The 26,450-nt window shown below is 51.6% G+C and carries 25 protein-coding genes and 1 tRNA gene; 12 read left to right on the top strand and 14 right to left on the bottom strand.

Annotation, left to right across the window (positions count from 1 at the left end; genetic code table 11):
- The first annotated feature begins 6 nt into the window (after positions 1–6).
- Genes J4614_RS11370 through sfmF form a run of 3 tightly spaced genes read left to right on the top strand, consistent with a single transcriptional unit; the run spans position 7 to position 4,169 of the window.
- Positions 7–2,619, top strand: a complete 2,613-nt coding sequence (locus tag J4614_RS11370) for a fimbrial biogenesis usher protein (RefSeq protein WP_000754219.1) — start codon at positions 7–9, stop codon at positions 2,617–2,619.
- A gap of 14 nt (positions 2,620–2,633) precedes the next feature.
- Entirely contained in the window at positions 2,634–3,641 is a 1,008-nt protein-coding gene (gene fimH / locus J4614_RS11365; protein ID WP_000708670.1) for a type 1 fimbria D-mannose specific adhesin FimH, read from the top strand.
- A gap of 9 nt (positions 3,642–3,650) precedes the next feature.
- The gene (gene sfmF, locus J4614_RS11360) at positions 3,651–4,169 is read left to right on the top strand and encodes a fimbria assembly protein (RefSeq protein WP_001642932.1); all 519 of its coding nucleotides are present in this window, start codon (positions 3,651–3,653) and stop codon (positions 4,167–4,169) included.
- 45 nt (positions 4,170–4,214) lie between these two features.
- On the opposite strand, the gene fimZ is transcribed toward sfmF, so the two are convergent.
- The 4 genes from fimZ to fimW all read right to left on the bottom strand — a co-directional run bounded on the left by fimZ (position 4,215) and on the right by fimW (position 7,261).
- Complete coding sequence (gene fimZ / locus J4614_RS11355) at positions 4,215–4,847, bottom strand: fimbria biosynthesis transcriptional regulator FimZ (RefSeq protein WP_000801272.1); 633 nt, start codon at positions 4,845–4,847, stop codon at positions 4,215–4,217.
- 603 nt (positions 4,848–5,450) lie between these two features.
- On the bottom strand, positions 5,451–6,173 hold the full coding sequence (fimY, locus tag J4614_RS11350; RefSeq protein WP_001258106.1) for a fimbria biosynthesis regulator FimY: 723 nt from the start codon (positions 6,171–6,173) through the stop codon (positions 5,451–5,453).
- 18 nt (positions 6,174–6,191) lie between these two features.
- Positions 6,192–6,503 (bottom strand): hypothetical protein, encoded by a 312-nt coding sequence (locus J4614_RS11345; protein WP_000226500.1) that lies wholly within the window; start codon positions 6,501–6,503, stop codon positions 6,192–6,194.
- Between the two features lie 161 nt (positions 6,504–6,664).
- Positions 6,665–7,261 (bottom strand): fimbria biosynthesis transcriptional regulator FimW, encoded by a 597-nt coding sequence (gene fimW / locus J4614_RS11340; protein WP_000948629.1) that lies wholly within the window; start codon positions 7,259–7,261, stop codon positions 6,665–6,667.
- A 254-nt stretch (positions 7,262–7,515) separates the two neighbouring features.
- On the opposite strand from fimW, the gene J4614_RS11335 reads away from it, so the two are divergent.
- Together J4614_RS11335 and J4614_RS11330 are read left to right on the top strand one after the other, a co-directional pair.
- Positions 7,516–7,592: transfer RNA gene (locus tag J4614_RS11335), tRNA-Arg, on the top strand.
- A 331-nt stretch (positions 7,593–7,923) separates the two neighbouring features.
- The gene (locus tag J4614_RS11330; RefSeq protein ID WP_228413429.1) at positions 7,924–8,013 is read left to right on the top strand and encodes a cation transporter; all 90 of its coding nucleotides are present in this window, start codon (positions 7,924–7,926) and stop codon (positions 8,011–8,013) included.
- Positions 8,014–8,063: 50 nt separating this feature from the next.
- Here the strand turns inward: J4614_RS11330 and rclR are convergent, their stop codons facing one another.
- On the bottom strand, positions 8,064–8,918 hold the full coding sequence (gene rclR / locus J4614_RS11325; protein ID WP_023230866.1) for a reactive chlorine-specific transcriptional regulator RclR: 855 nt from the start codon (positions 8,916–8,918) through the stop codon (positions 8,064–8,066).
- A gap of 215 nt (positions 8,919–9,133) precedes the next feature.
- Here rclR and rclA point away from each other — a divergent pair, with 215 nt between their 5' ends.
- From rclA to rclC, 3 genes are all read left to right on the top strand, one after another.
- Positions 9,134–10,459, top strand: a complete 1,326-nt coding sequence (rclA, locus tag J4614_RS11320; RefSeq protein WP_000195929.1) for a reactive chlorine resistance oxidoreductase RclA — start codon at positions 9,134–9,136, stop codon at positions 10,457–10,459.
- A 156-nt stretch (positions 10,460–10,615) separates the two neighbouring features.
- On the top strand, positions 10,616–10,852 hold the full coding sequence (gene rclB, locus J4614_RS11315) for a reactive chlorine resistance periplasmic protein RclB (RefSeq protein WP_000922170.1): 237 nt from the start codon (positions 10,616–10,618) through the stop codon (positions 10,850–10,852).
- A 12-nt stretch (positions 10,853–10,864) separates the two neighbouring features.
- Complete coding sequence (rclC, locus tag J4614_RS11310; protein WP_023230865.1) at positions 10,865–11,425, top strand: reactive chlorine resistance membrane protein RclC; 561 nt, start codon at positions 10,865–10,867, stop codon at positions 11,423–11,425.
- A gap of 78 nt (positions 11,426–11,503) precedes the next feature.
- Here rclC and J4614_RS11305 read toward each other — a convergent pair whose 3' ends face one another.
- Positions 11,504–12,679, bottom strand: coding sequence for a DnaJ family molecular chaperone (locus tag J4614_RS11305; protein WP_001033457.1), 1,176 nt, complete (start codon positions 12,677–12,679; stop codon positions 11,504–11,506).
- 325 nt (positions 12,680–13,004) lie between these two features.
- On the opposite strand from J4614_RS11305, the gene pheP reads away from it, so the two are divergent.
- The gene (gene pheP / locus J4614_RS11300; RefSeq protein WP_000786283.1) at positions 13,005–14,399 is read left to right on the top strand and encodes a phenylalanine transporter; all 1,395 of its coding nucleotides are present in this window, start codon (positions 13,005–13,007) and stop codon (positions 14,397–14,399) included.
- A gap of 41 nt (positions 14,400–14,440) precedes the next feature.
- Here pheP and J4614_RS11295 read toward each other — a convergent pair whose 3' ends face one another.
- Complete coding sequence (locus J4614_RS11295; RefSeq protein ID WP_001156978.1) at positions 14,441–15,688, bottom strand: mechanosensitive ion channel family protein; 1,248 nt, start codon at positions 15,686–15,688, stop codon at positions 14,441–14,443.
- A 310-nt stretch (positions 15,689–15,998) separates the two neighbouring features.
- On the opposite strand from J4614_RS11295, the gene J4614_RS11290 reads away from it, so the two are divergent.
- Positions 15,999–17,969, top strand: coding sequence for an autotransporter domain-containing protein (locus tag J4614_RS11290; RefSeq protein WP_208293177.1), 1,971 nt, complete (start codon positions 15,999–16,001; stop codon positions 17,967–17,969).
- A gap of 266 nt (positions 17,970–18,235) precedes the next feature.
- Here J4614_RS11290 and nfsB read toward each other — a convergent pair whose 3' ends face one another.
- The 3 genes from nfsB to J4614_RS11275 all read right to left on the bottom strand — a co-directional run bounded on the left by nfsB (position 18,236) and on the right by J4614_RS11275 (position 19,935).
- Positions 18,236–18,889 (bottom strand): oxygen-insensitive NAD(P)H nitroreductase, encoded by a 654-nt coding sequence (nfsB, locus tag J4614_RS11285; RefSeq protein ID WP_001585524.1) that lies wholly within the window; start codon positions 18,887–18,889, stop codon positions 18,236–18,238.
- A 96-nt stretch (positions 18,890–18,985) separates the two neighbouring features.
- Positions 18,986–19,354, bottom strand: a complete 369-nt coding sequence (locus J4614_RS11280; RefSeq protein WP_195700605.1) for an MmcQ/YjbR family DNA-binding protein — start codon at positions 19,352–19,354, stop codon at positions 18,986–18,988.
- Entirely contained in the window at positions 19,354–19,935 is a 582-nt protein-coding gene (locus J4614_RS11275; RefSeq protein ID WP_000113609.1) for a TetR/AcrR family transcriptional regulator, read from the bottom strand. Before J4614_RS11275 ends, J4614_RS11280 begins: the two co-directional genes overlap by 1 nt.
- A gap of 288 nt (positions 19,936–20,223) precedes the next feature.
- Here J4614_RS11275 and J4614_RS11270 point away from each other — a divergent pair, with 288 nt between their 5' ends.
- Complete coding sequence (locus J4614_RS11270) at positions 20,224–20,565, top strand: RamA family antibiotic efflux transcriptional regulator (protein WP_000155635.1); 342 nt, start codon at positions 20,224–20,226, stop codon at positions 20,563–20,565.
- 5 nt (positions 20,566–20,570) lie between these two features.
- Here the strand turns inward: J4614_RS11270 and J4614_RS11265 are convergent, their stop codons facing one another.
- From J4614_RS11265 to J4614_RS11250, 4 genes are all read right to left on the bottom strand, one after another.
- On the bottom strand, positions 20,571–20,819 hold the full coding sequence (locus tag J4614_RS11265) for a DUF1158 family protein (RefSeq protein ID WP_000682498.1): 249 nt from the start codon (positions 20,817–20,819) through the stop codon (positions 20,571–20,573).
- A gap of 66 nt (positions 20,820–20,885) precedes the next feature.
- Complete coding sequence (locus J4614_RS11260) at positions 20,886–22,004, bottom strand: YbdK family carboxylate-amine ligase (RefSeq protein WP_208293176.1); 1,119 nt, start codon at positions 22,002–22,004, stop codon at positions 20,886–20,888.
- An 11-nt stretch (positions 22,005–22,015) separates the two neighbouring features.
- Complete coding sequence (entD, locus tag J4614_RS11255; protein ID WP_023220102.1) at positions 22,016–22,720, bottom strand: enterobactin synthase subunit EntD; 705 nt, start codon at positions 22,718–22,720, stop codon at positions 22,016–22,018.
- Between the two features lie 46 nt (positions 22,721–22,766).
- Complete coding sequence (locus tag J4614_RS11250; protein WP_001034964.1) at positions 22,767–25,022, bottom strand: TonB-dependent siderophore receptor; 2,256 nt, start codon at positions 25,020–25,022, stop codon at positions 22,767–22,769.
- Between the two features lie 179 nt (positions 25,023–25,201).
- Here J4614_RS11250 and fes point away from each other — a divergent pair, with 179 nt between their 5' ends.
- Positions 25,202–26,425: an enterochelin esterase gene (fes, locus tag J4614_RS11245; protein ID WP_265413290.1), complete on the top strand. Its 1,224-nt coding sequence runs from the start codon at positions 25,202–25,204 to the stop codon at positions 26,423–26,425.
- The last annotated feature ends 25 nt before the right edge of the window (positions 26,426–26,450 follow it).

The following is a 26,450-nucleotide window of genomic DNA, read 5'->3' as shown; positions in this document are numbered from 1 at the left end:
AACACGATGAAGAAGACAACCTGGTTTGCAGGGCGATTTCCCGGCTATGTATCACCGTTAAGCGGCGTGGCGCTGTCGGTGTTGGCGGCGCTGTGTCCGCTGACGAGCCGCGGCGAAAGTTATTTCAACCCTGCGTTTTTGTCGGCGGATACCGCGTCTGTGGCGGATTTATCTCGCTTTGAAAAAGGTAATCATCAGCCTCCCGGTATTTACCGGGTGGATATCTGGCGTAACGACGAATTCGTAGCGACGCAGGATATCCGTTTTGAGGCGGGCGCCGTGGGCGCCGGCGATAAATCCGGCGGCCTGATGCCTTGTTTTACACCGGAGTGGATTAAACGGCTGGGCGTGAATACCGCGGCGTTCCCTGTCTCAGATAAAGGCGTCGATACCACGTGTATTCACCTTCCTGAGAAAATCCCGGGCGCGGAGGTCGCGTTCGATTTCGCGTCGATGCGCTTAAATATTAGCTTGCCGCAGGCGTCATTGCTCAACAGCGCGCGTGGCTATATCCCGCCGGAAGAGTGGGATGAAGGGATACCCGCCGCACTCATTAATTACAGTTTTACCGGTAGCCGCGGAACAGACAGCGATAGCTATTTTTTGAGTCTGTTGAGTGGTTTGAACTATGGCCCCTGGCGGCTGCGTAATAACGGAGCCTGGAACTATTCGAAGGGGGACGGCTATCATTCGCAACGCTGGAACAACATTGGCACCTGGGTACAGCGCGCCATCATTCCGCTAAAAAGCGAACTGGTCATGGGGGACAGCAATACCGGGAACGATGTTTTCGATAGCGTCGGCTTTCGCGGAGCGCGGCTGTACTCTTCTGACAATATGTATCCCGATAGCCTGCAAGGCTACGCCCCCACGGTCAGAGGGATCGCCCGGACGGCGGCAAAGCTGACGATACGACAGAACGGGTATGTTATCTACCAAAGCTATGTGTCGCCGGGCGCGTTTGCGATTACCGATCTTAATCCTACCTCTTCCAGCGGCGACCTTGAGGTGACGGTAGATGAAAAAGACGGTAGCCAACAACGTTACACGGTGCCTTACTCTACCGTTCCGCTATTGCAGCGTGAGGGCAGGGTGAAGTATGACCTGGTGGCCGGGGATTTTCGCAGCGGCAATAGTCAGCAGTCTTCGCCATTCTTTTTCCAGGGAACGGTGATTGCCGGCCTGCCTGCGGGGCTGACGGCTTACGGCGGTACGCAACTTGCCGATCGTTACCGTGCCGTGGTGATCGGGGCGGGGCGAAATTTGGGCGGCTGGGGTGCCGTGTCGGTCGATGTCACACATGCGCGTAGCCAACTGGCAGATGACAGCACCCATCAGGGGCAATCGTTGCGTTTTCTGTACGCCAAATCGCTGAATAATTACGGGACTAATTTTCAATTGCTGGGTTACCGCTATTCCACACGCGGATTTTACACCCTGGATGATGTGGCATACCGCAGTATGGAAGGGTACGACTACGAATACGATAGCGACGGACGCCGCCATAAAGTGCCGGTGGCGCAGAGCTACCACAATCTCCGTTACAGCAAAAAAGGCCGCTTTCAGGTCAATATTTCGCAAAACCTGGGGGATTACGGGTCACTGTATCTTTCCGGCAGTCAACAAAATTACTGGAATACGGCGGATACCAATACCTGGTATCAACTGGGATACGCCAGTGGATGGCATGGCATAAGTTATTCGCTGTCATGGTCGTGGAGCGAGTCGGTGGGGATCTCAGGCGCCGACCGCATTCTGGCATTCAATATGTCCGTTCCGTTTAGCATTCTGACCGGACGGCGCTATGCGCGCGACACTCTTCTTGATCGTACTTATGCCACGTTTAACGCCAACCGCAACCGCGACGGCGACAATAGCTGGCAGACCGGCGTGGGCGGCACGCTTCTGGAAGGACGTAATCTGAGCTACAGCGTGACGCAGGGGCGTAGCAGTAGCAATGGTTATAGCGGCAGCGCCAGCGCTAGCTGGCAGGCGACGTATGGCACGCTGGGCGTGGGATATAACTACGATCGCGATCAGCATGACTATAACTGGCAACTTTCCGGCGGCGTGGTCGGTCATGCGGATGGTATTACGTTTAGCCAACCGTTGGGCGATACCAATGTCTTGATTAAAGCGCCGGGAGCGAAAGGCGTGCGCATCGAAAACCAGACCGGCGTGAAAACGGACTGGCGGGGCTATGCGGTAATGCCCTACGCCACGGTATATCGCTATAACCGCGTCGCGTTAGATACCAACACGATGGACAACCATACCGATGTCGAAAATAACGTCAGCAGCGTAGTGCCGACAGAGGGCGCGCTGGTGCGGGCCGCTTTTGATACGCGGATAGGCGTAAGGGCCATCATTACCGCGAGGCTTGGCGGACGTCCGTTACCGTTTGGCGCGATAGTACGAGAAACCGCCAGCGGCATTACCAGCATGGTCGGCGATGACGGACAAATTTATCTGAGCGGCTTGCCGCTAAAAGGTGAACTGTTCATCCAGTGGGGAGAGGGGAAAAACGCACGTTGTATCGCCCCTTACGCCCTGGCGGAGGATAGCCTGAAGCAGGCGATTACGATAGCCAGCGCGACTTGTATCCGTCCGTCGTCATAAAAGGAAAAATAGAGATGAAAATATACTCAGCGCTATTGCTGGCGGGGACCGCGCTCTTTTTCACCCATCCCGCGCTGGCGACGGTTTGCCGCAATTCAAACGGGACGGTGACCGATATCTTTTACGACCTGTCAGATGTTTTCACCAGCGGCAATAATCAGCCGGGACAGGTGGTTACGTTGCCGGAAAAATCAGGTTGGGTCGGCGTAAACGCGACGTGCCCGGCGGGGACAACGGTAAATTATACCTACCGAAGCTATGTATCAGAATTACCGGTACGAAGCACCGAAGGAAATTTTAAATACCTCAAACTGAATGACTACCTTCTGGGCGCGATGAGCATCACCGATAGTGTCGCTGGCGTATTTTATCCGCCCCGTAACTATATTCGCATGGGCGTCGACTCTAACGTGTCGCAGCAAATGCCGTTTGGCGTGCAGGACTCAAAGCTGGTTTTTAAATTAAAAGTGATACGGCCTTTTATTAATATGGTGACGATCCCTCGCCAGACAATGTTTACCGTCTATGTGACGACCTCTACCGGCGACGCGTTGAGCACGCCGGTATATACCATTAGCTACAGCGGCAAAGTGGAAGTGCCGCAAAACTGCGAAGTGAATGCCGGACAGGTCGTGGAGTTTGATTTCGGCGATATCGGCGCGTCGTTATTTAGTCAGGCGGGGGCGGGTAATCGTCCGCAAGGCGTCACGCCGCAAACGAAAACTATCGCTATCAAATGTACCAACGTCGCGGCGCAGGCCTATTTATCGATGCGGCTTGAAGCCGAAAAGGCCTCAGGGCAGGCGATGGTGTCCGATAATCCGGATTTAGGTTTTGTAGTTGCTAATAGCAACGGTACGCCGCTCACACCCAATAATTTGTCGAGTAAAATTCCGTTTCATCTTGATGATAACGCCGCCGCTCGCGTAGGTATTCGCGCCTGGCCGATCAGCGTGACGGGGAATAAACCGGCGGAAGGGCCGTTTACTGCGCGCGGCTATCTACGAGTCGATTATGATTAAGGAGGCATAATGATCTTTCGGCGCGTTTTCATCGCTATCGGTTGTGTTTTGTTCAGCCCGCTGAGTCAGGCCAACTCATCTCTGGGCGAAGTGAATATTGAACTGCGCGGTAACGTGGTGGATTTTACCTGCGCCGTGGTGGCGGGCGACAGTAACAAGTCGGTTAACCTCGGCACCTGGCCGACAAAACAGCTTCACGCCGTCGGTGACGCCACGCAACCGGTAGCCTTTAGCCTAAAACTTGAAGGTTGCCCGCCGGGGTCGGCGTCTATAACGTTTTCCGGGACGCCAGCGCCCGGCACGGCATTACTGGCGCTTGCTGATACGGAAATGGCGCAAAAACTGGCGATTGAAATTCGCGATGGCGATCAACGTCGATTGCCGCTTGAACAGGCCAGCAAGGCCGTCGATATTGACAACAACGGCAATGCTACCCTGAAATTCTATGCGAACTATATCGCCTTAGCCGATGGCGTGCAGCCCGGACTTGCTAACGCGGATGCGACCTTCCTGATCAATTACAATTAGTGTCCGTTATTGTGGCTCCCGAACGATAATTCGCCGGGAGTACATTTACAATAATTCGTGTGATTTGGCGTAATCGATAAGCTCAACGATAGAGTGAAGGCCAAGTTTAGAAAATATATTGGCCTTATGCGCGCTGATAGTCTTGTTACTCAATAAAAGTTGCTCGGCAATTTCTTTGTTAGACATTCCATTGGCCAGATAGCGCAGCACGGTGACTTCGCGGTTAGAAAGTGGCATATCATGGTGCCCGCCTTTGGGGGGACGGGTATTACTGATAAAGTTAAGCGTCTCAGATGGAAAAAAAGAATAGCCGGATAAAATCATTTTTACCGCATTATAAATATCATTGAGGTCTTTGCGTTTACTTACAAATCCGTTTGCGCCCGCTCTTATTGCTCTTCCGGCATAAAAAGCCTCTGATTTCGACGATAAAAAAAGTATCCGGGTATGTTCCTGGATAGATTTGATTCGTTTAAGTAAGGTAAAGCCGTCGGTGCCCGGTAATTCAATATCCAGAATGACAAGGTCAACAGGATAAGTGCGCAGATACTCTATCGCTGTTCGGCTATCATCCGTTTTCAGGACAACCTGAATATTGCTATTTTTACCGAGTAAAACTTCGATCGACATTCTTACAATAGGGTGTTCGTCCATAATGATAACAGATGCAGGTTTCATTGTTGTATGCCTCAGACTGTTATGCGTCCTTCGTTTTAGAATAAGCGTCAGACACCTTAAAGATTGTGAAATAGCCAGATCTACACACCACACAGTGGAGCAATAATAAAGAATGAGACTTCCCTGTTGACTGGCTATTTTGCGTAAGAGTAATAAATATGTGGAATGTCCATTTCGCACCAACAAAAAAGAAATTTCTGATTAAGTAAAAACAATATGGATTATACCTGGTCTGATTTCTCGGAAAAGTCTTGCGAAATGCGAATTATGGATAGCGGGTAGGATGTTCTGTGGCGTTATAGAAAATTTGTTCGTGGTGGAGCTATTTTCTTTGGAGTTGACATTGAGTAGTTTAAACTGTTGTTTTTAAGTATAAAAATAATATGAAAGACTAATTGTTTAGTATTTGTTATGTAATAACAGAAAGATGTTGACGCTGGAGACCTCAAAAAACGAGGAGGGACAGGGGACGATGTAAGAAAAAAATTTTTATCGCTTACCAGGACGAGTTGTAAATATTAATTTTATGTGAAATATTTACATTTAATGGAAGTGAAAATAAGTAATTTCTTAAAAAATCTTATTCGCCAAAACGTTACTCCGTTAAAAAATATCGTGGAAAGTAACGTTTAGCTGCTGGATCAGCCGAAGAAAGCTTTGCCTGTGGGGAAGGTTAAGGAGGGTGATAAGTTGTTTAAGCCGGTAAACTACACGATGATAAGATACGCTTTGCTGACGTGCTATTTCTTTTAAAGAGGCACCTTGCGCTAAAGTTTCAATCATCAACCAGTCAGTACGGCTAAAGCTTTCCGATAAGCGAGGTTCGGCGGCTGATAACAAGGCTTCGCGTACTGAAGCCAGATTTTGTCGTCGTGACAGAACAAAAAAACGCCCAGCCATACGGATAAACTGTGTTATAGCGGCGGTTTTATCTGATACCAGCAGGTAAATCTGGATATCGCTTTGTTGCCAACTGAGCGCGCGTAGCTGGTTAAGCGCCTCAATACAGGAGACAGGTAGCGCCTCCATATCTACAATCAGTTGTCTGAGCGACCCCTTTTCAATCCACAAAGAAATGTCATCTAATGAGCGGAATGCAGCGGTACGTTTTCCGGAAAATAAGTAGTGACTCAATGAATAGCCGAGGTAGTTATCAGTTGTAATTATTGCCTGGGAAATGATACCAACCGGCAAGGCATAATTAAGCTGTTGGTCCAGTAACTCAAGGCGATCAAATATCTGCGGCGTTGGAGAGTGATAACGGCAGGCGCAGTCTTTGGCATTTCTTAAACGGCGGTGTCTTTCCCTGCGTGGTACGCTGCGCATCCTGCTTTTTCCATTGCTCTAATATATATCTGGTAATATGGCTGGCCATAAATAACCTTGTCCCATCGTTGCACCAGCGTAAAAAGCAATGCCTCGTTGCTCTGATGTTTCAATGCCTTCCATCAGCATTAACTGCTGAAAAAAAACTTCGCTATCATGTTTTGACGGAAGTTGCGTCAGGACCTCATAGCCGATTAATTGCGCAGTTGAGAGATTAACGATTGGCTCAGATTTTAACAATCTGCTGTTGAGATATGAATGACGTGTGGGTGAAGACGCCAGGTGTGGGGGATTTATCCTTTCCTTTAATAAAGTACCCTGTGCCACCAAACACTCCTCCAGGCATTTATGATGCAGCCATATATTTTCGACCCCTGAATCTATCAGGATATTATGGGCATCATTGTGGCAGCGTTAAAAAAATGCCTGTAGGTATCGTTACTTAATTATTGGTGAGATATTTCGTAAGCCTTGTAAAAAGTTAAGTGAGTTTACTTACTGAGTAAGAAATGAAGGTTAACTCTAATATACTTTAAAAACTGCTGCTCCGTTTTAACATGTAATTTGCGCATAATGCTCCGGCGGAGTGACTTTGTCTGCTCTTCAGAAAGCGAAAGTAAAGCGGCCGTTTCGCTTAAATGATAACCGCTGGCGATCAGTTTTAATAAGTGACGTTCTGTTACTGAAAAATGACGAGTCGTGCAGTAGTGGCAAATGCCAGAAGGGACGCTATGTCGAAGCGCTCGCTTATGTAAGATCAATATCATTTTCCGGGTAATTTCTTCAACATCATCTTCCCGATAAATATGCGGCAGCATATACAGACATGGTCTGAACATGAGCTTTTCTTTATCGCATTTATTACAAATAATTACCCGTAGCTGATGTTGGGTATGCATCGGTATCTGGTAACAGCCTGCGCTGAACCAATCATCATCCAGGGCCAGGAAAGCGATATCGGCATTATCTATCTCTTCTGGCGGCAGAAAGTCAATTTTCTGCTGCCATTGATTCGCCAGACGCGTCATGATGATTTTCAAACCATGCTCAAAGTGACTGTTTTGTTCCTTAATAGCGATACTCAGCATAAAAAATATCCTACACGGCAGGTGAATCATGGTGAAATATTAAAGAAACTGATTGATTATCTAAATACTGGCGGCCTTAATTCCCACTTTATGCGTGCTGAGATGTGTCCAGGCGATTTCCTGGAACCTGGCATTGCGCCAGAAAAGACGATATTCGTACACTTAGTCAGCAACCAGAACAAAAGCCATTGACTCAGGAGTGCCTGACCGTATAATTCTCGCGTTTCGTCTACACGAAGTCTTCACTTCACAAGGCGCCCTTAGCTCAGTTGGATAGAGCAACGGCCTTCTAAGCCGTGGGTCGCAGGTTCGAATCCTGCAGGGCGCGCCACTTATAAATCAAACAGTTACCTTACGTTTTTAATTATCAATAATCTCGCAACAGGCGTCGTTACGGGGGCTGTTTTATTTCCCTCAAATAAAACCCTTAAATACAACGCTGAACTGTTTGTAATCAAATAAAAATTTATGCTTCTCTAAAAAAGAGTCGGGTCATTGTGATTCCGTCTTGCTGCTTAGTCTGTCAACCGCTGTATTTTTTGGGATTATCGCCTACGTAGAGCGTCTATTAGTGTTGAGACCGCCACGGGGCAGGTTACAGAGTCGACGTAAGGGAAGCGTTATTAATCATTACCAGCGTTCCCTATGCGATGATCGGCGGCATGATTACCGCGCCGCTGCTGTCGCTGTTCATCATTCCGGCAGCCTACAAGCTGATGTGGCTGCGCAGGCATCGTCGCCTTGCGGCATAACGTGTGTCGCCCGCCTGCGGCGTCAAACTGCAGGCGGGTTCAGCCTACGTTTATCGTCCGAGCGCGCTGATCCGTTTGCGGTACTCGCCTGGTGTACAACCGAATTCACGGACAAAAGCTTTGTGAAAAGAAGATTCGCTCGCATAACCTACCGACTCGGCAATCACCATCACCGGCAGCGCTTCACGCGACAGGGTCTGAGCGGCGATTTGCAGGCGCAGCGTTGTTAACACGGCTAAGGGCGTCGTAGCGGACACGTCGCGAAATAGCTGGGCGAAGCTTGCCCGCGACATGTGTACCCGTTGCGCCAGCGTTTCGACCGTCCAGGGACGCGCCGGTGTTTCCAGCATGTGAAGGATTACGCGGCCCAGCCGGGGATGCAGCAATAAATTGAGCACGCTTTTCGCCGTGCCAGCCTGCGATAGCCAGTCGCGAACGGCGAGGGTAAACAGCGTGGCGCACTGCTGACTGTATAAGACGTCAGCGCCGGGTAAATGGCGTTCTGACTCCTGCTGTAACAGCAAAATGGCGGCGTTAAGCCAGATACTGGCGGGGCTATGCAGCGGCGGGGCAAGACATAACACTTCCGGCAACGCGGTAAGGAAATAACGTGACGTCGTGTGCAGACGTAGACTACCGCACACGATATGTGTCGGTGCTTCGCCAGACTGGCGCAAACGGTGGGCGGAGTTTTGCGGCAGAATCACCACCTTTCCCGGCGTAAGCGTCATGGCGTCGCCGGTAGGCATTTCCAGTTGCGCTTCGCCCTGCGTAACGGTATGCCAGCGAATCACCGATAGCTCGCCAGCGGCGTGCGGTAACTGCCAGTCGCCGCCTAACGGGCAATTCTTGTCGATTGAGCCCTGAGGGGCGTTAAGCGTCAATAGCCGACTAAGCGCATCCATATAGACTCCAGAACAGATTTATTTTCAAAAATAGGGATCACCATTTCTGTCTCTGTTCACTATATTTCGGACTCAATGTCATTTCTACCCTTGTTTTTGCTAACCGCCAATTTAGACGATAAGACAAAAAATGACGCGTTGCGGATAACCCTGTCTTTTTTGACGTTATTTATACTTGTCCTGACAAACAGATGGTGATTTGGCGGAGAAAGAAGATGACACAGTATCAGGCGCTCATTATTGGTTTTGGCAAGGCAGGAAAAACGTTGGCGGCAACTCTGGCGAAGACGGGATGGCGCGTGGCGATTATCGAACAGTCCGCCAGTATGTTCGGCGGAACCTGCATCAACATTGGCTGCATTCCAACGAAAACGCTGGTTCATGACGCGGAACGTGAGGGCGATTTTTCTGTCGCCATGCAACGCAAAGCGGCGGTCGTAAATTTTTTACGCGACAAAAATTTTCATAATCTTGCCGACCTGGACAATGTCGATGTGATTGAGGGAAGGGCGGAGTTTATTGATAACCATACCTTACGGGTATTCCAGGCGGACGGCGAGCGGGTGTTACGGGGAGAAAAGATCTTCATTAATACTGGCGCAGAGTCGGTGATCCCGGCTATTACGGGCTTAACAACGACGGCAGGGGTGTTCGATAGCACCGGGCTACTCAGCCTGAGCCAGCGTCCGGCGCGGCTGGGGATTTTAGGCGGCGGTTATATTGGCCTTGAATTTGCCTCAATGTTCGCCAACTTCGGTACGAAGGTCACTATCTTTGAAGCAGCGCCGCAATTCCTGCCTCGTGAAGATCGGGATATCGCGCAGGCAATTACCCGTATTTTACAGGAAAAGGGCGTCGAGCTGATTTTAAACGCCAACGTACAGGCCGTATCCTCAAAGGAGGGCGCGGTACAAGTAGAAACGCCGGAAGGCGCGCATCTTGTGGATGCCCTGCTGGTGGCGTCGGGGCGAAAACCGGCGACGGCTGGCTTACAGTTGCAGAACGCCGGCGTGGCGGTGAACGAACGCGGCGGGATCATCGTGGATGATTACCTGCGTACCACGGCGGACAATATCTGGGCGATGGGCGACGTTACCGGTGGGTTGCAGTTTACCTATATTTCACTGGATGATTTTCGTATTGTACGCGATGGGTTATTGGGAGATGGCAAACGCAGTACCCGCGATCGCCAGAACGTTCCGTATTCCGTCTTTATGACGCCGCCGCTCTCTCGTGTCGGGCTGACGGAAGAACAAGCGCGGGCAAGCGGCGCAACGGTGCAGGTGGTGACATTACCGGTGGCGGCGATCCCTCGCGCCCGTGTTATGAACGATACCCGTGGCGTACTAAAAGCGGTAGTGGACGTGAATACGCAGCGTATTGTAGGGGTGTCATTGTTATGCGTCGATTCTCATGAAATGATTAATATTGTTAAAACCGTTATGGATGCAGATTTACCTTATACGGTGTTACGCGACCAGATATTTACCCATCCTACAATGAGTGAGTCTTTAAACGATCTCTTCTCTCTCATTAAGTAAAACATAAATAACGTAGCCCTGTTAATCAGGGCTTTTTTTTGCCTGTCAGGCCATAAAAATACGCCAGGACAAATATGCTGGCGTCTGAAAGAAAAGGCTTTAATCAGGCGTAACGTATTATAACACCATTGAAATAACCCACGACTGGAAATCTCGATGTTAAAAGTTACCACACTTATTGCTTCATTATTGGCTGCGCCGCTGGCATTTTCCGCCTCCGCCCAGCCGCTAACTGACGTTGAATATATCAGCGTTTCTGCGGTGTCAGCAACGCCGTCAATGCTTGAAGACGCTATTGCCAGACTGGCGCAAAGTAAACAGGCGTCGTCATGGAAAATTACGTCCATGCGTATTGATAATACGGGTTACGCCACTGCGATATTATATAAATAAGGAGAGCCTGAGATGGACAAATATCTTCGTCTGTTAAGTCAGGGGGATCGGCTGGGATTAACATTAATTCGCCTGAGTATCGCCATCGTTTTTATCTGGATTGGGCTACTAAAATTTGTGCCCTATGAGGCAGACAGTATTACCCCGTTTGTAGCGAACAGCCCGTTTATGTCTTTTTTCTATGAACATCCTGAAGAATATCGTCAGCATCTGACTCATGAGGGCGAACTAAAACCGGAGGAACGCGCCTGGCAAACGGCCAATAATACGTATGCGTTTTCGGATGGTCTGGGCGTGGTGGAATTGATTATCGCGGCGCTGGTACTGGCTAACCCTGTCAGCCGCTGGTTAGGGCTTGCAGGCGGCGTGCTGGTATTCCTGACGCCATTTGTCACGCTGTCGTTTTTAATCACCACGCCGGAGGCCTGGGTTATGCCGCTGGGCGATGCGCATTATGGTTTTCCGTATTTATCGGGCGCCGGACGGCTGGTATTAAAAGATACGTTAATGCTGGCAGGTGCGGTGATGATCATGGCGGACTCCGCCCGTTCGTTACTTTTACAGCGACAGTAGCGACCCTCTTACCCTCTTTATGCCGCGATTCGTCGGGTGGCGCTTGCGCCATCCGACAATTTATTGATGAATGATGGACTACCCTGACAGAAGTTCCTGTTCCACCTGTTGAACCTGCGCCTCCAGCGTATTGCGAATTTCGGTTAGCGCCCGTTCCTGCTCGGAGAAATAGGCTTCCTTATCCGCAACGGAAGAGGCGAGCCGCCAGGCGTTTTCCGTTTCCAGTTGCGTTATCTCTTTCAACAGCGCGTCGATTTGTGTGCGGAGCTGGCGTATTTTATGGCGCAGATGTTCCAGGTTATTTAGCCTGTCGCTTGCCATCATCGGTTCCAGACCGCTTTGCAGCTGCGTCAATAACGCGCGAATTGCCGCCAGATCGGCATTCTGCCGCGCCTGATTAAGCTGTACCATCATCTGGTGCGCTTTTTCTTTCAATTCATCGGCGACCACATCCGGGTGACACAGGCGGCTGGCCTGACGCCACAAACGTTTTAATTCACTGCGTTCGTCAGCCGACAAACGTTGATCGCGGGCGTAGCGGAATTGCGCTTCCTGCTGCTGCTCCCGGTACTGGTGATAGTCCTGTTCCGCATTTTCCTGCGCCTGGCGGAATGCGCTGTCGTCCTGGTGGGAAAAATCCGCTTCCAGCTCGCGAATTTCCGCCAGCAACGCGGTAATTAATTCCGTCTGCTGCTGGATTCGCTGACGGATGCCCACCGCTTCGCGCGAGGCGGCATTCAATCCTGTCCACTGCTGTTTTAGCGTTGCCAGTTGATCCACGGCCTGGGAAATAAATTGCAGGCAGGATTGATAATCCTTTTCCCGGCGTTTTATTTCGGCTTCTTGCTTACGCTGCATACTCACCGCGAGCTGTTTACGCAACTCCAGAATACGGCTCATCAACGGCCCGAGACGCAGATGATAGAGATCGTTGAAATCGTCGAGGATTTGTACCCGCGCATTTCGTTTGTCAATCAGATCGCGAAGCTGGGCTTCAAGCGCTTTCAGCTCCAGTTTACTGGCGGCAATAGAGGGATCTTGCCACGTCGAGAGCGCCCGTTGAGCCTGTAGCCAGGCGGCGATCTCTTGCATGGCGTCACTGAATCGACGAGCTTCAATCGCCTGGGCAATCGCGCTGATTACGGCATCCTGCGGCTCATTTTTCAGGTAGATGAGCTGCTGACGGATAATCTCTTCGTCCTCAAGTTCGATGGCGCTTTTGATGATCTCTAAACGTTTGATGATCTTATTCATGACGTTGATGCCTGGCGTGGCTCAAAAACGGATAACAGATACCAGGTCTGATTCACCTTTTTGAAAATACTGAAAAAATACTAAATGTATTCTGTAGGGTGTCGTACTTTTCGTCCAGAGTTATTCACATATTTTATACTCGGCGTCTGTCACCCGTAACGTTTTATATCGGCGCGCACTCTTTTCTTTTTACTCCCCGCGACATCTTTTTTTACACGATAACGTTAACGTCCGGAGTTGAGCCTTGACAAACGATTGCGCCTTGCGGCAGCGAGAGCGAAATGTTAAAAGGTGCCCCTCAATAAAAACGATACAGGGGTAGGACGTGAAAAACGCGTCAACTGCATCCGGCGCCAGCGTGTCGGATGCCGCGTCGAAGAATGAACCGACGCTTCAACGGGGGTTGCAAAACCGCCATATTCAGCTAATCGCGCTGGGCGGCGCCATTGGCACCGGACTGTTTCTGGGCATCGGCCCGGCGATTCAAATGGCGGGGCCGGCTGTTTTGTTGGGCTATGGCGTTGCCGGGATTATCGCTTTTCTCATTATGCGCCAGTTGGGTGAAATGGTCGTGGAAGAGCCGGTTTCCGGATCGTTTGCCCACTTCGCCTGGAAATATTGGGGGCCGTTTGCGGGCTTTTTGTCGGGCTGGAACTATTGGGTCATGTTTGTGCTGGTCGGGATGGCGGAGCTGACCGCGGCGGGCATCTATATGCAGTACTGGCTGCCTGATGTACCAACATGGATATGGGCGGCGGCGTTTTTTATTATCATTAATGCCGTAAATCTGGTGAACGTTCGCCTGTATGGCGAAACGGAATTCTGGTTCGCGCTCATTAAAGTGCTGGCGATTATCGGCATGATAGGTTTTGGTCTGTGGCTGCTGTTCTCCGGCCACGGCGGCGAACATGCCAGCATTGATAACCTCTGGCGTTATAACGGTTTCTTCGCTACCGGTTGGCATGGTTTGCTTCTGTCGCTGGCGGTGATTATGTTTTCTTTTGGCGGACTGGAGCTGATCGGCATTACTGCGGCGGAAGCGCGCGATCCGCAAAAAAGCATTCCGAAAGCGGTGAATCAGGTGGTATACCGTATTTTGCTGTTCTACATCGGTTCGCTGGTGGTGTTGCTGGCGCTCTATCCGTGGGTAGAGGTGAAATCCAATAGCAGCCCTTTTGTGATGATCTTCCATAACCTGGACAGTAATGTGGTGGCGTCGGCGCTGAATTTCGTTATTCTGGTCGCGTCGCTTTCGGTGTATAACAGCGGCGTTTATTCGAATAGCCGAATGCTGTTCGGCCTGTCCGTACAAGGCAACGCGCCGAAATTTTTAACTCGCGTCAGCCATCGCGGCGTGCCGGTGAACTCGCTGATACTTTCCGGAGCGATTACCTCGCTGGTGGTGCTGATCAACTATCTGTTGCCGCAAAAAGCGTTTAGCCTGTTGATGGCGCTGGTTGTCGCGACGCTATTGCTAAACTGGATAATGATTTGTCTCGCGCATTTACGTTTTCGCGCGGCGATGCGTCGTAAAGGGCGCGAGACGCAATTTAAGGCGCTGTTCTATCCCGCCGGAAACTATTTGTGCATTGCGTTTCTGGCGCTGATTCTGGTGTTAATGTGTACGATGGACGATATGCGATTGTCGGCGATTTTGCTGCCGGTATGGATTGTATTCCTGTTTATCGCGTTTACAGTTTTGCGCCGTAAGGCTCATTAACTTTTTTGCCCGATCCCATGCTCATGCGATCGGGCAATCCATTAATGCCGCAATGTCCCTGACAGCGCGCGAATATCGCTGCCGGTCGGCGTCTGATGAATACGCAAGCCGAACTCTTCCACCACGGCAAAAATATGGTCGAAAATATCGGCCTGAATGCTCTCATATTCCAGCCACACGACGGTATTGGTAAAGGCGTAGATCTCTATCGGCAAACCATGATCGTCAGGCGCCAGTTGGCGTACCATCAGCGTCATGTCTTTACGGATGCGCGGATGGTGGCGTAAATATTCGTTCAGATAGGCGCGAAATGTTCCGATATTGGTCATTCGGCGGTGATTTAAGGCTGATTCCGGCGCATCCAGTTGTTTATTCCATTCATCGATTTCCTGATGACGGCTGGTAAGGTACGGCTTTAACAGTTGCGCGGTTAACAGCCGCTGTTTTTCATCATCATCCAGAAAATGGATACTGGTCGCGTCAATATTAATGCTGCGTTTAATCCGGCGTCCGCCGGACGCAGACATGCCGCTCCAGTTTTTGAACGAGTCGGAAACCAGCGACCAGGTGGGAATGGTGGTGATGGTATTATCCCAGTTGCGTACTTTTACCGTGGTTAAGCCAATATCAATGACCGCGCCATCTGCGCCATATTTTGGCATCTCCAGCCAGTCGCCCAGTTTGAGCATATCGTTGGCGGAAAGCTGTATACCGGCAACCAGGCCAAGAATCGGGTCTTTAAAGACCAGCATTAATACCGCGGCCATCGCGCCCAGCCCGCTGATTAAAATTGCTGGTGACTGGCCAATCAGCAGTGAGATCATCAGAATGCCGACGATAATGGCGCCGATGAGCTTAATACCCTGAAATATTCCTTTTAGCGGCAACTGAGAGGCGGCGGGCCATTTTTGCGATAGATTGAAAATCACGTCCAGCAGAGAAAATAACGACAGCAGGGCGTAGGTCATAATCCATAACTGCGCGCAGGTCGTCAGGATATCCGCAGCCTCACTGCCTTTTTGTAGCCAGAGCGCGGCCTGAATATTGACAATGATGCCTTGCAGCGTAAAAGCCAGACGATGGAATAATTTATTCTGGGTAATAATTTGCAGCCACAGGCGGGAACTGGCGCTGGCACGTTTTTCGAAAGCGCGCAGTACTATCCAGTGCAAAATAATATGCACGACAACTGCCGTCAGAAAAATAATACCAAATATCACCACCAGCGACGTGGTGTGATTCATTTCAATTCCCGCTAAATCTTCTACCCGGGATATCAATTCCTGCATAATCTCTCCTTTATAAACAGCAGCCTATGATGACTGCTGAATGGCATTTATGCAAATCAGGACGCCTGCGCTTCAGGCATAATCAGCAACAGACGGGTAAAAGCGCTTCAGGGGTTATCCATACGCTATATTTTATCCAGCGCCCCATAAACGTCGTTATTTTACGCCACCCCATTTTTTTGAACAGGCGCCAGTTCGTCAACAATGGATGAAAACATTTTAACCAGAATGCTTAAAACGATTGCAATGTTTCTGTCGGATGATGATTAGCACCGTCGTACCTCTCAACAATAACATTAAGGAACATCGGATGACCCAAAAGCGTACCCTGCTAAAATACGGCATACTCTCGCTGGCGCTGGCCGCGCCATTATCTGCCTGTGCGTTTGACTCTCTTACGGTATTTGGCGATAGCCTTAGCGATACCGGGAATAACGGTCGCTGGACCTGGGATAGTGGTCAAAATAAGCTCTACGATGAACAGTTGGCCGAACGATTTGGGCTGGCATTAAGCCCCTCCAACAATGGCGGTTCTAATTATGCCGCCGGCGGCGCGACGGCGACCCCGGAATTAAACCCGCAGGATAATACCGCGGATCAGGTACGGCAGTGGCTTGCCAAAACAGGGGGAAAAGCCGACCACAACGGTTTGTATATTCACTGGGTAGGCGGAAACGATCTGGCGGCGGCCATCGCGCGACCTGCCATGGCACAGCAAATAGCCGGTAATAGCGCCACTAGCGCGGCGGCGCAGGTAGGGATGTTACTGGATGCCGGCGCCGGGCTGGTCGTGGTGCCAAACGTACCGGATATTAGTGCGACGCCAATGCTTCTGGAGGCGGTAATCACCGCCGGGCTGGGCGCAGCGGCGCCCCCGGCGCTAAAAGCGGCGTTAGAGGCGCTGGCGGAGGGCGCTACGCCCGATTTCGCCAGTCGGCAACAGGCGATCCGCAAGGCGTTGCTGGCGGCGGCTGCAACGGTAAGCAGCAATCCGTTTATTCAGCAACTGCTCGTTGAGCAACTGCTGGCGGGCTATGAAAAGGCGGCAGGGCAGGCGTCAGCTCTGACCGATTATTATAATCAGATGGAAGAGAAGGGGCTGGAGCAACACGGCGGCAATATAGCCCGTGCCGATATCAACGGCCTCTTTAAGGAAATTCTTGCCAACCCGCAGGCGTTTGGTCTGACAAATACCGTAGGTATGGCCTGCCCGCCAGGCGTATCCGCTTCGGCGTGCTCCTCGGCGATGCCTGGATTTAATGCGTCGCAGGACTATCTGTTTGCCGATCATTTACATCCCGGTCCGCAGGTCCATACCATTATTGCGCAATATATCCAGTCGATCATTGCCGCGCCGGTACAGGCGACATACCTGAACCAAAGCGTTCAGTCGATGGCGCAAGGCAGTCGTACCACGCTTGACAGCCGTTATCAGCAGCTTCGCCAGGGGGAAAATCCTGTTGGTTCACTGGGCATGTTCGGCGGATACAGCGGGGGATATCAACGTTATGATAATAATGAGGCCGACGGGAACGGTAATCATAATAATCTGACGGTTGGCGTCGATTATCAGCTTAACGAGCAGGTACTGCTGGGAGGGCTGATAGCCGGTTCTCTGGATAAGCAACATCCTGACGATAATTATCGTTATGATGCCCGCGGTTTTCAGGCCGCCGTATTCAGCCATTTACGCGCCGGTCAGGCGTGGCTGGATAGCGATTTACACTATCTGTCCGCTAAATTCAGTAACATCCAGCGCAGTATAACGCTCGGTGCGCTAAGACGGGTGGAAGAGGGCGAAACCAACGGTCGGCTGTGGGGCGCGAGGTTAACCAGCGGTTATGATTTTGTCATGATGCCGTGGTTAACGACCGGACCGATGCTGCAATATGCATGGGATTACAGCCACGTTAATGGTTATAGCGAGAAGCTCAATACCAGTACATCAATGCGTTTTGGCGACCAAAACGCCCATTCGCAGGTGGGTAGCGCTGGTTGGCGTCTGGATCTCCGCCACAGCATCATTCACTCCTGGGCGCAGATTAATTATCGCCGTCAGTTTGGCGATGATACGTATGTGGCGAATGGCGGCCTTAAATCGACCGCGCTGACGTTTAGCCGCGACGGAAAAGCGCAGGATAAAAACTGGGTTGATATCGCGATTGGCGCAGATATTCCGCTGTCGGCAACGGTGTCCGCTTTCGCCGGGCTGTCGCAAACGGCAGGGTTAAGCGATGGCAATCAAACCCGTTATAACGTTGGGTTTAGCGCCCGATTTTGATGACACGCCAGGGAGGGCCAACCCCGTGGTGACAATATCGCCATCGTAGGCGCAAACCGGTGCCACGCCGTTTTCTCCTTCATCCAGATAAGGGGTATCCAGATATGGCCAACGGCGTGCCAGTTTTAAATGTTATTTATTTTCAATACCTTGAAAGAGAAAGTTAACACTAGCGATGTTAAACCTGGCACTTCGCGCCATTGATCATTGGGGAACCTGGCAGAAAGGTGAAAAAAGCCGGACGGGCGTCCGGCTTAGGCAGGGGATTAGACTTCCGTCAGTGTGGTTTCAAGCGGCAGACGTGATTTCGGCAGCCCGGCGTTGAAATCCTCGACGCTATGATGGCCGACCGGCACCACGACCAGACTGGTATAGCCTTTTTCTTTCAGACCAAATTCAGCGTCGAGCACCTCGGCGTCGAAACCTTCAATGGGGACGGCGTCGAGACCCATCGCGGCGACGCCCAGCAGAAAGTTGCCGACGTTCAGATAGACCTGTTTCGCCATCCACTGGTGGTCATCTTTCAGCGAGACGCGGTGCATATCGGCGAAAAAGCGGCGACCTTTATCATTTGCCGCTTTAGCTTCCGGCGTAGCGAAACGGCCATCGGCATCTTCCTGATCGACGACGCGCTCAAGCCATGCGTCATCCATTGCGGTTTTTGCGCAGAAGACCACCACATGGGAGGCGTCTAACATTTTACGTTCGTTAAACACATAATTGGCGGCGGCGGATTTTGCGACACGCGCTTTGCCCTCTTCCGTACTGGCGACAATAAAGTGCCACGGCTGGGAATTGGTGCTGGAGGGGCTGTACTGTAGTAGTGTTTTTATTTTATCCGCTTCTTCGGCGGTCAGTTTTTTGCTGGGATCGAACGCCTTAGTGGAGTAGCGCTTTAAGGCGACAGAAACGATATCCATAAATGCTCCTGGTTGGTTTAGTACCCTTTTGTATCAGCAGGGTACCGGGTTATCGGTAAAAAGATAAGGGAGGAAAATGCGGAAACGGTTATTGCATCAGCGCGGCCGCAGGCGCAGTTGCTCTCTTTTAGGCAGCCCGTCTACGACCAGATTCCATGAGTCATTTATCAAATCGTTGAGTAGCGAGACGGTGATATCCTCGCCCGCATAGACTGAAATCCAGTGTTTCTTATTCATGTGATAGCCAGGCGCAATGCTGGGGTAAATTTGTTGATTTACCAGGGATTTTTGGGGATTCGACTTCAGGTTCACCACTGGACGGCAGTGATGTTCAGTGAAAAGCATGAATATTTTGCCGTCGACTTTAAACACATCGTACTGTGGGCCGAAAGGCCAGCAGTGTTCGGTAAAAGGCAGTTCCAGCGCAAAGCGTTTTGCACAGGCGTGCAGTGTTTGACCGTCCATTATTGCTCCTCGCGAGTCAGCGCGCGCCACATGGCTTCGAATCCCAGCGCAATATATTCGCCAGCGCGAGCGGGATCGCGCGCGGCGAAATCCATTGTTGTTTCAGCCAGCGCCAGAAAAAGGCCGTCGCCGAAGGCGCGGTACTCATCCGACATAAACACCATCAAAACGGAACGATGACATAAATCGCGCAATTCGGGGAACATATCGTCGGCCCGTTGTTCCGTCTCTTTGGTGAGCTTTTCGCTGACGGCCAGTTGACGGATCGCCCGATGGCGCGCGGGATGGTTCAGACCCCAACTGATGTAACTGTTCCAGATAAAACGAGTCATCATTTTGGCATCGGTAATGGATCGATCCAGCTCCATTATCATTGACTGGCAGAGATCCTGCTTTAAATGCAAATACAACGTGTTAATCAGCTCATCTTTGGTCGCGAAATAGCGAAACAATGTTCCTTCTGCAACACCTGCGTTACGCGCAATCACCGCCGTTGAGGCGGCGATACCGGATTGCGCTATCGCCTGGGTTGCCGCTTCCAGTAATGCTTGTTTTTTGTCTTCACTCTTCGGACGAGCCACTACACGTTACCCTTATGTCTGGAAAAACATGATTGAATCATGCCCGTTGTCGCGTCGCAACGGTGAATGTCAACCTTTGAAAAGTACCTTGACGGCGTATCTTTGCTTTCTATAATGAGTGCTTACTCACTCATAATCAAGGGCTGCCGCATGAAGTGGTAGAAAAGCATATTGCAGGCCATGCGATAAGCTGTCTCACAATTTGTGTGGTTATTACTATGCTTATTGCTGTTGCCGTAAATGTGCGGTGCGGGAGCCGCTGACGAGTTTGATAGAGGGGAGAGCACGATGACCATTTCCGCTCAGGTTATCGACACGATTGTCGAGTGGATTGATGATAATTTGAATCAGCCGTTACGTATTGATGATATTGCCCGTCATGCGGGGTATTCCAAGTGGCACCTGCAGCGCCTTTTTATGCAGTACAAAGGGGAGAGTCTGGGGCGCTACGTGCGTGAACGGAAGCTAAAACTGGCGGCGCGCGACCTGCGCGACACCGACCAGAAGGTGTATGATATTTGTCTAAAGTATGGTTTTGATTCGCAGCAAACCTTTACGCGCATTTTTACCCGCACGTTCAACCTGCCGCCAGGCGCTTATCGTAAAGAAAATCATGGCCGTACGCATTGAAATGTTTAATTGGCCAGCGAAAACCAGCGCCGCCAGATAAAGCGAATAACATAATATTCCAGCGCGCCGAGCAAAAGAAACCATAAACAAAACAACAAAGTATAAAGCTGGTTGAGATCCATAAGATGAAAGATCCCGACCAGTTTTTGCGCCAGCGCAAGGCCGAGCGAAGGGGCGGGCAGCAGCAGGCTGGAGAGCAACGCCATCAGCAAAATACCGGCAGCGGTCATCAATGATTCAAGCGGGTGTTTCATGGCTTTGTTAAACGTAAGTTAAAACGCCATTGTCCGGGATATCGCCTGGTAAGGCAAATATGCTGTCTATTGTCCCGCCCAGATTTCACAATGTTTTTGTACCAGGCCTATCAGCGATCCGCCGTCGGCAATAAACTCCCGCATATATTGCGCTTCGTTACCGCCTTTTTTCACCTGCAGACGTAGTGCGTCAATGGCGCTGTCGGCGCCCAGCTTGCGCGCTGAGGGGGTAACGTTGTCCAGCAGACGCAGCGTATCATCTGCCAGGCGACGGCGGTCGCCGGTATAGGCATCGGTTAGCACGCCCTCCAGACCATAGCGGCAAGCCTGAAAACGGTTGAATTTATATAACAGATAGTCTTGTTCCTGCGGTTTAAAGGGACGCTCGGTCAGCAGCCAGTGCGCGGTCGCCTGAATCAACCCTGCCATATTGATGGCATGATCAAGGGTGAGCGGCGTATCCATCACCCGAACTTCTACCGTGCCAAAGGCCGGGCTGGGGCGGATATCCCAGTGCAAATCTTTGATGCTGTCGATCATCGTGGTGTAAGACAGACGACGAAATAGTCCGGCAAACTCTTGCCAGTTACTGACCCACGGCATGGGACCGTTATCGGGAAAAGCGGAAAAAATATTCAGGCGCGCGCAGGCAAAACGGGTGTCAGATCCTTGCATATAGGGAGACGCGGCGGAGAGCGCAATAAAGTGTGGCACAAAATGCGACAGCCCGTGTAAAAGATAAATCGCATCGTCGCCGTTCGCGCAGCCGACGTGGACATGCTGGCCGAAAACCGTCGCCTGTTGAATTAAGTAGCCGAAATTTTGCAGCGTGCGTTGATAGCGCTCATTATCACAGACCTCCTGACGCTGCCATTTTTGAAAAGGGTGCGTACCGCCGCCGCAAATGCCGAGATGGTGTTCCGACGCCGCCTGTAAAATAACGTGCTGCATGGCAGAAAGTTGGGCCGCCGCCTGGTCAATATCGCGGCAGACGCCCGTGGCCATCTCCAGCATACTTTCGGTGATATCGTGCTTAATTTCTCCCGCAGTAAGTTGGGGCTTAACGGCGTCGATCAGTGTAGAAGAGTCCTGACTTAAATCGTAGCCAGGTGGATTGATCACCTGCATCTCCAGCTCAATACCAAGCGTATAAGGTTCAGAAACATGAAAATCATTCAGCGTCATAGTGATCTCATTTATCGGGGTATTGCGCTAAGTATAGAAGCGGGAGCGCTCCTGTCGTGGGGAAAGCGCGTTATTGCAGAAACAAGAGTAATAACGCTATTGCCACGTTGAAACCATTCTGTACGGACGGTACGTTCAGCCATCGTGGCGGCAAAGGCTGGCAGCAGATGTAACGAGATGTGCGTGGCGGTAAGCGAGGTAACTTTTGCGCTATTGAATCCCGGGAGCGTGACGCGGTCTGAAAAGGCTTTATAAACGCTCTCTTTGGCGGAGAAAGCCAGCGTCAGGGCAAGCGGAAAAGGGAGCGAGCTCGCCTGGAGAATTTGGCGCTCATCGCTATCGATAATGGACGGCGCCAGCTCTGTCGCCGTGTGCTGACTCATGATTTTTTCTATATCAATGCCGACACGTTGTCGGGATATGACGGCCAGCGCCGTTGACGCACAGTGGCTGATGCTGCCAAATAGGCCGTCCGGCCATAGCGGCTGTCGCTTGTCGCCAATACCGGGCACTGTCCTGACGCCCACCTCGCGTAGCGCATGAACGGCGGCAATGCGGCCTGCCAGATGTTCAGCTTTACGCTTGCGTCCGGCAGACCGGAGCCGATCGTGATGAGGTAGCCATAGCAGGTCGTGTTCGTGAAAGCTGCTCGCATCAAAGTCGACGATATGCAGCCTGTGTCCGGCAAAGGGAAGGGGAAAATGAGATGTCAGCATCGTTTTTTGCTAATTCCCTCCCCGAATGAGGGAGGGAAGGTTGCCATCAGAAATGGGTATTAATGCTCATATACCACGTACGTCCCGGTTCGTTATAGGTGTACGCGCCAGCGCCCGCCATATAAGCGCCAGTTTGAGTATCCCTGACGGTTTGCGCGTTACCTTCACGCCACAGACGTTTGTCAAAGAGGTTATCCACGCCACCGGTCAGGCTGACATTTTTGGTCACGTCCCAGGTCGCGCTCAGGCCAACAATACTGTATGGGCTGACCGCTTGCTTATCTGTTCCGGTAACGGGGTTGCCCTGATAATCATATTTCTTCGGCTCTTGTTTGCCGTACCAGGTGAAGGTCGATTGCAGAGAAACGTCCTGACGTACCTGCCAGCTCAGGGTTGAGTTAAGCGTGTACTGTGGAATAATCGACAGGCGTTCGCCGGTCTCTTTGTTTTTACTCTGCAGCATATACGTAACGTTATTCGTCCAGTTGACGGTGTCGCTAACCGGTACGTTTAACGTGCCTTCCAGACCTTCAACGACCGCTTTCGGCACGTTCTCCCACTGATAGACATCCGTTTTGCCGTTGTTGATACGCTGCAACGGCACCGTACCCGCTTCAATCTTATTGCGGTAATCATTGCGGAACCAGGTGATGCCGGCCAGCCAGCCATCGCGTTTAAATTCCAGACCGATCTCTTTATTGATGCTGGTCTCGGCTTTCAGATCATCGTTACCCATCATATAGCAGCCGATGCCGGTACCCGCGCCAGTCGCGTAGCAACCCTGACCTTTACTGTACAAAATATAGTTTGGGTTAGTCTGGTACAGACTCGGGGCTTTATAAGCGCGGGCGATCCCCATTTTCAGGGTAAAGTCATCCCCCAGACCTTGCGACAGGTTCAGCGACGGGCTCCAGTTATCCCCCACAATACTGTGATGATCGAAACGTAGCCCCGGCGTCAGCATGGTGCTGTCGGTCAGTTCCATGTTGTTTTCAGCAAACAGAGAGAAAATTTCCGCTTTTGAATAGGGGCTACGATTGGTACTGCTGTAACCCGGGATATTTCCCCCCATAAAGGTTTGCGAGTTGGAGAGCTCGTCTTTCATACGCTGTTGGGCCCATTCGCTACCCAGCGTCAGGTTTTGATTGACCAGCAGATCGAAAGGAAGGCTCACTTCGCTGTGTAGGGTGACGTCATTCAAATCGGCATCGGCATATTTTTGCGATGCTTTGGGATCGAAAATTCCTTCGGTGCCGCCTGCTAAGCCTTCCGGCATCCGGGAGTTACGGGTATGTTCGTATTGCACCCAGTTACTGGTGGTTACGCCATTATCCCAGCCGCCGTTCCAGGTCAGAGAGTAGTTCTGCCGATAGAGGCGGTTCGTCTCTTTTCCGTAATTATCTTTCACCAGTTGGTTCGTATTGGTGTTCTGAGTATCACCGGCATAGAGATTGCCCTGGCGACTGTATCCGGCCTCCAGCTCCAGAGACTGAAGCGGAGCAAAATCCCAACGAACTACGCCGTTGATATCTTTGTTAATGACCCCCTCGCGTCCTGCCGGTAGCGTGTCGGCGTAACTCCCGGTACGTTCAGACTGATGCCCCTGGTTAATATTACGCGCATCCGCCTGCGTTTTGTCGAGGTTGCCATACAGACGGAAGCTGAAATCCCCGCCCAGCGGGCCGTTCAGGCTAAAGTTAGTGCGTTTGGTCGCGCCTTCGTCTTTATGTTCCGGCGCGTTGAAATAGGTATTCCAGGAACCGTGCCACTCGCTACCGCCTTTTTTGGTAATGATATTGACCACGCCACCCGCCGCGCCGTTGCCGTAGCGTGCGGCGGCAGGGCCACGCAGCACTTCAATGCGTTCGATCATCTCCGGCGGCACCCACGCGGTATCGCCACGGGTATCGCGTTCGCCGCGCCAGCCCAGGCGTACCGAGTTACGGCTGGTGACGGGTTTACCGTCAATCAGGATAAGGGTGTTTTCCGGCCCCATGCCGCGAATATCGATTTGGCGGTTATTCCCGCGCTGACCGCTGGTGGAGTTGCCGGTCAGGTTCACGCCCGGCATGGTGCGGATGATTTCTGACACGTCGCGCGCGGGCGGATTTTTGCGGATCTCATCGGCGGTGATGGTGGATACGCCTGGCGCCTGTAGGTTTTGCTGGGCAGCGGTCACCACGATGGTGTCTTCATTGGTGAGCGCAGCGCTATCGGTTTTTTCTTCTGCCATCACGGGCAGAGCGGCCCCGTAAATCCCTAAATTGACCAGTAAGGTCAGGGAATGAATCTTCTTGTTCATTGTATATCCTGCTTTTCTTTAGCCACATAAGCCAAAGCGCCCGTCAAAGGCATTGGCCGGGTGGTGAAATTGTGTTCGCGCGTCCCATAGCGCGACAATACGCTATTGCAAATGCAAATAGTTATCAATAATATTATCAATATATTTCACCTTTTATATACAAAATTCATAATAAACAAATGGTTATAATGAAAGAGGCGCTGGCAACGGGAAGTGAGGCCTGGTGGAGGACGAAAACCGGGCCGGAATGGATACGGGAAAAAGACGGAAATTATCGGGTCACTTTTTGGTGGCGCGACCCGCAGGGAAACGAAACACACTCCCCGATACGGCGTGTCTGGGTCTACATCACTGGCGTAACCGATCATCATCAAAACGCGCAGCCTCAGACGATGGCGCGTATTGCCGGAACGGATGTCTGGCGCTGGAGTACGGCGCTTAGCGCTAACTGGCGCGGCAGCTACTGTTTTATTCCTACCGAACGCGATGACGTTTTTGCCGCTTTTGCGCCGGGCGAAACGCCCGATCGGAACGCACTGCGTGAAGGCTGGCGACAGCTATTACCGCAGGCGATTGCCGACCCGCTTAATTCGCAAAGCTGGCGGGGAGGACGTGGTCATGCGGTTTCAGCGCTGGAAATGCCGGATGCGCCCCTTCAGCCGGGATGGGATCGTCCTGAAACGCCGTACTCGCCGCCTTTGATGATGCAGTGGCATAGCGCACGTCTGGGCAATTCCCGCCGCGTATGGATATTGACGACCGGAGACGAGGCGCCGGAGGAAAGACCGTTGGCTATTCTGCTGGACGGTCAATTCTGGGCGGAAAATATGCCCGTCTGGCCCGCGCTCGCCTCGCTGACTCATCAACGCCTGCTTCCCGGTGCCGTCTATCTGCTGATTGACGCGATTGATACTCAACACCGCAGCCAGGAGTTGACCTGCAATGCCGACTTCTGGCTGGCGGTGCAGCAGGAACTGTTGCCGCAAGTCAGAGCCGTGACGCCTTTTAGCGATGATGCCGGGCGAACGGTGGTCGCCGGACAGAGTTTTGGCGGCCTGTCGGCGCTGTATGCCGGCCTGAACTGGCCGACGCGTTTTGGCTGTGTACTAAGCCAGTCAGGATCGTTCTGGTGGCCCCATCGCATCACCCCGCCGGAGGGGGAAGTCATTACCCGGCTGAAAACCGGCGCATTATGCGCGCGCGGACTGCGTATCGTACTGGAGGCCGGCGTGCGTGAGCCGATCGTGTTTCAGGCGAATCAGGCGCTTTATGCCCAACTGAATACCTCGCAGCAGTCCATTTTCTGGCGTCAGGTTGACGGCGGACACGATGCGCTTTGCTGGCGCGGCGGGCTAACGCAAGGGCTGATGCTGCTTTGGCAGCCGCTTATCGACACGCTTTAACCGGGCACATGTCCATGACAGGAGT

It is taken from the genome of Salmonella sp. 32031103-2018-00083-FB-01-SM-01 (genome assembly GCF_017571995.1).
GTDB lineage: Bacteria > Pseudomonadota > Gammaproteobacteria > Enterobacterales > Enterobacteriaceae > Salmonella > Salmonella enterica.
Note: the sequence above shows the minus strand (reverse complement) of the source record. Positions and strands in the feature narration are given on the sequence as shown.

Coding starts and splice junctions, on each gene's coding strand:
- rclR (WP_023230866.1), bottom strand. CDS start 8,918: ATGGATGCGCTTAGTCGGCTATTGACGCTTAACGCCCCTCAGGGCTCA.
- fimH (WP_000708670.1), top strand. CDS start 2,634: ATGAAAATATACTCAGCGCTATTGCTGGCGGGGACCGCGCTCTTTTTC.
- J4614_RS11260 (WP_208293176.1), bottom strand. CDS start 22,004: ATGACGCTGAATGATTTTCATGTTTCTGAACCTTATACGCTTGGTATT.
- J4614_RS11330 (WP_228413429.1), top strand. CDS start 7,924: ATGATTACCGCGCCGCTGCTGTCGCTGTTCATCATTCCGGCAGCCTAC.
- entD (WP_023220102.1), bottom strand. CDS start 22,720: ATGCTGACATCTCATTTTCCCCTTCCCTTTGCCGGACACAGGCTGCAT.
- rclC (WP_023230865.1), top strand. CDS start 10,865: ATGGACAAATATCTTCGTCTGTTAAGTCAGGGGGATCGGCTGGGATTA.
- rclA (WP_000195929.1), top strand. CDS start 9,134: ATGACACAGTATCAGGCGCTCATTATTGGTTTTGGCAAGGCAGGAAAA.
- J4614_RS11250 (WP_001034964.1), bottom strand. CDS start 25,022: ATGAACAAGAAGATTCATTCCCTGACCTTACTGGTCAATTTAGGGATT.
- sfmF (WP_001642932.1), top strand. CDS start 3,651: ATGATCTTTCGGCGCGTTTTCATCGCTATCGGTTGTGTTTTGTTCAGC.
- J4614_RS11370 (WP_000754219.1), top strand. CDS start 7: ATGAAGAAGACAACCTGGTTTGCAGGGCGATTTCCCGGCTATGTATCA.
- J4614_RS11290 (WP_208293177.1), top strand. CDS start 15,999: ATGACCCAAAAGCGTACCCTGCTAAAATACGGCATACTCTCGCTGGCG.
- J4614_RS11305 (WP_001033457.1), bottom strand. CDS start 12,679: ATGAATAAGATCATCAAACGTTTAGAGATCATCAAAAGCGCCATCGAA.
- rclB (WP_000922170.1), top strand. CDS start 10,616: ATGTTAAAAGTTACCACACTTATTGCTTCATTATTGGCTGCGCCGCTG.
- fimY (WP_001258106.1), bottom strand. CDS start 6,173: ATGCGCAGCGTACCACGCAGGGAAAGACACCGCCGTTTAAGAAATGCC.
- J4614_RS11265 (WP_000682498.1), bottom strand. CDS start 20,819: ATGAAACACCCGCTTGAATCATTGATGACCGCTGCCGGTATTTTGCTG.
- fimZ (WP_000801272.1), bottom strand. CDS start 4,847: ATGAAACCTGCATCTGTTATCATTATGGACGAACACCCTATTGTAAGA.
- fimW (WP_000948629.1), bottom strand. CDS start 7,261: ATGCTGAGTATCGCTATTAAGGAACAAAACAGTCACTTTGAGCATGGT.
- nfsB (WP_001585524.1), bottom strand. CDS start 18,889: ATGGATATCGTTTCTGTCGCCTTAAAGCGCTACTCCACTAAGGCGTTC.
- J4614_RS11280 (WP_195700605.1), bottom strand. CDS start 19,354: ATGGACGGTCAAACACTGCACGCCTGTGCAAAACGCTTTGCGCTGGAA.
- J4614_RS11295 (WP_001156978.1), bottom strand. CDS start 15,688: ATGCAGGAATTGATATCCCGGGTAGAAGATTTAGCGGGAATTGAAATG.
- J4614_RS11270 (WP_000155635.1), top strand. CDS start 20,224: ATGACCATTTCCGCTCAGGTTATCGACACGATTGTCGAGTGGATTGAT.
- fes (WP_265413290.1), top strand. CDS start 25,202: ATGGTTATAATGAAAGAGGCGCTGGCAACGGGAAGTGAGGCCTGGTGG.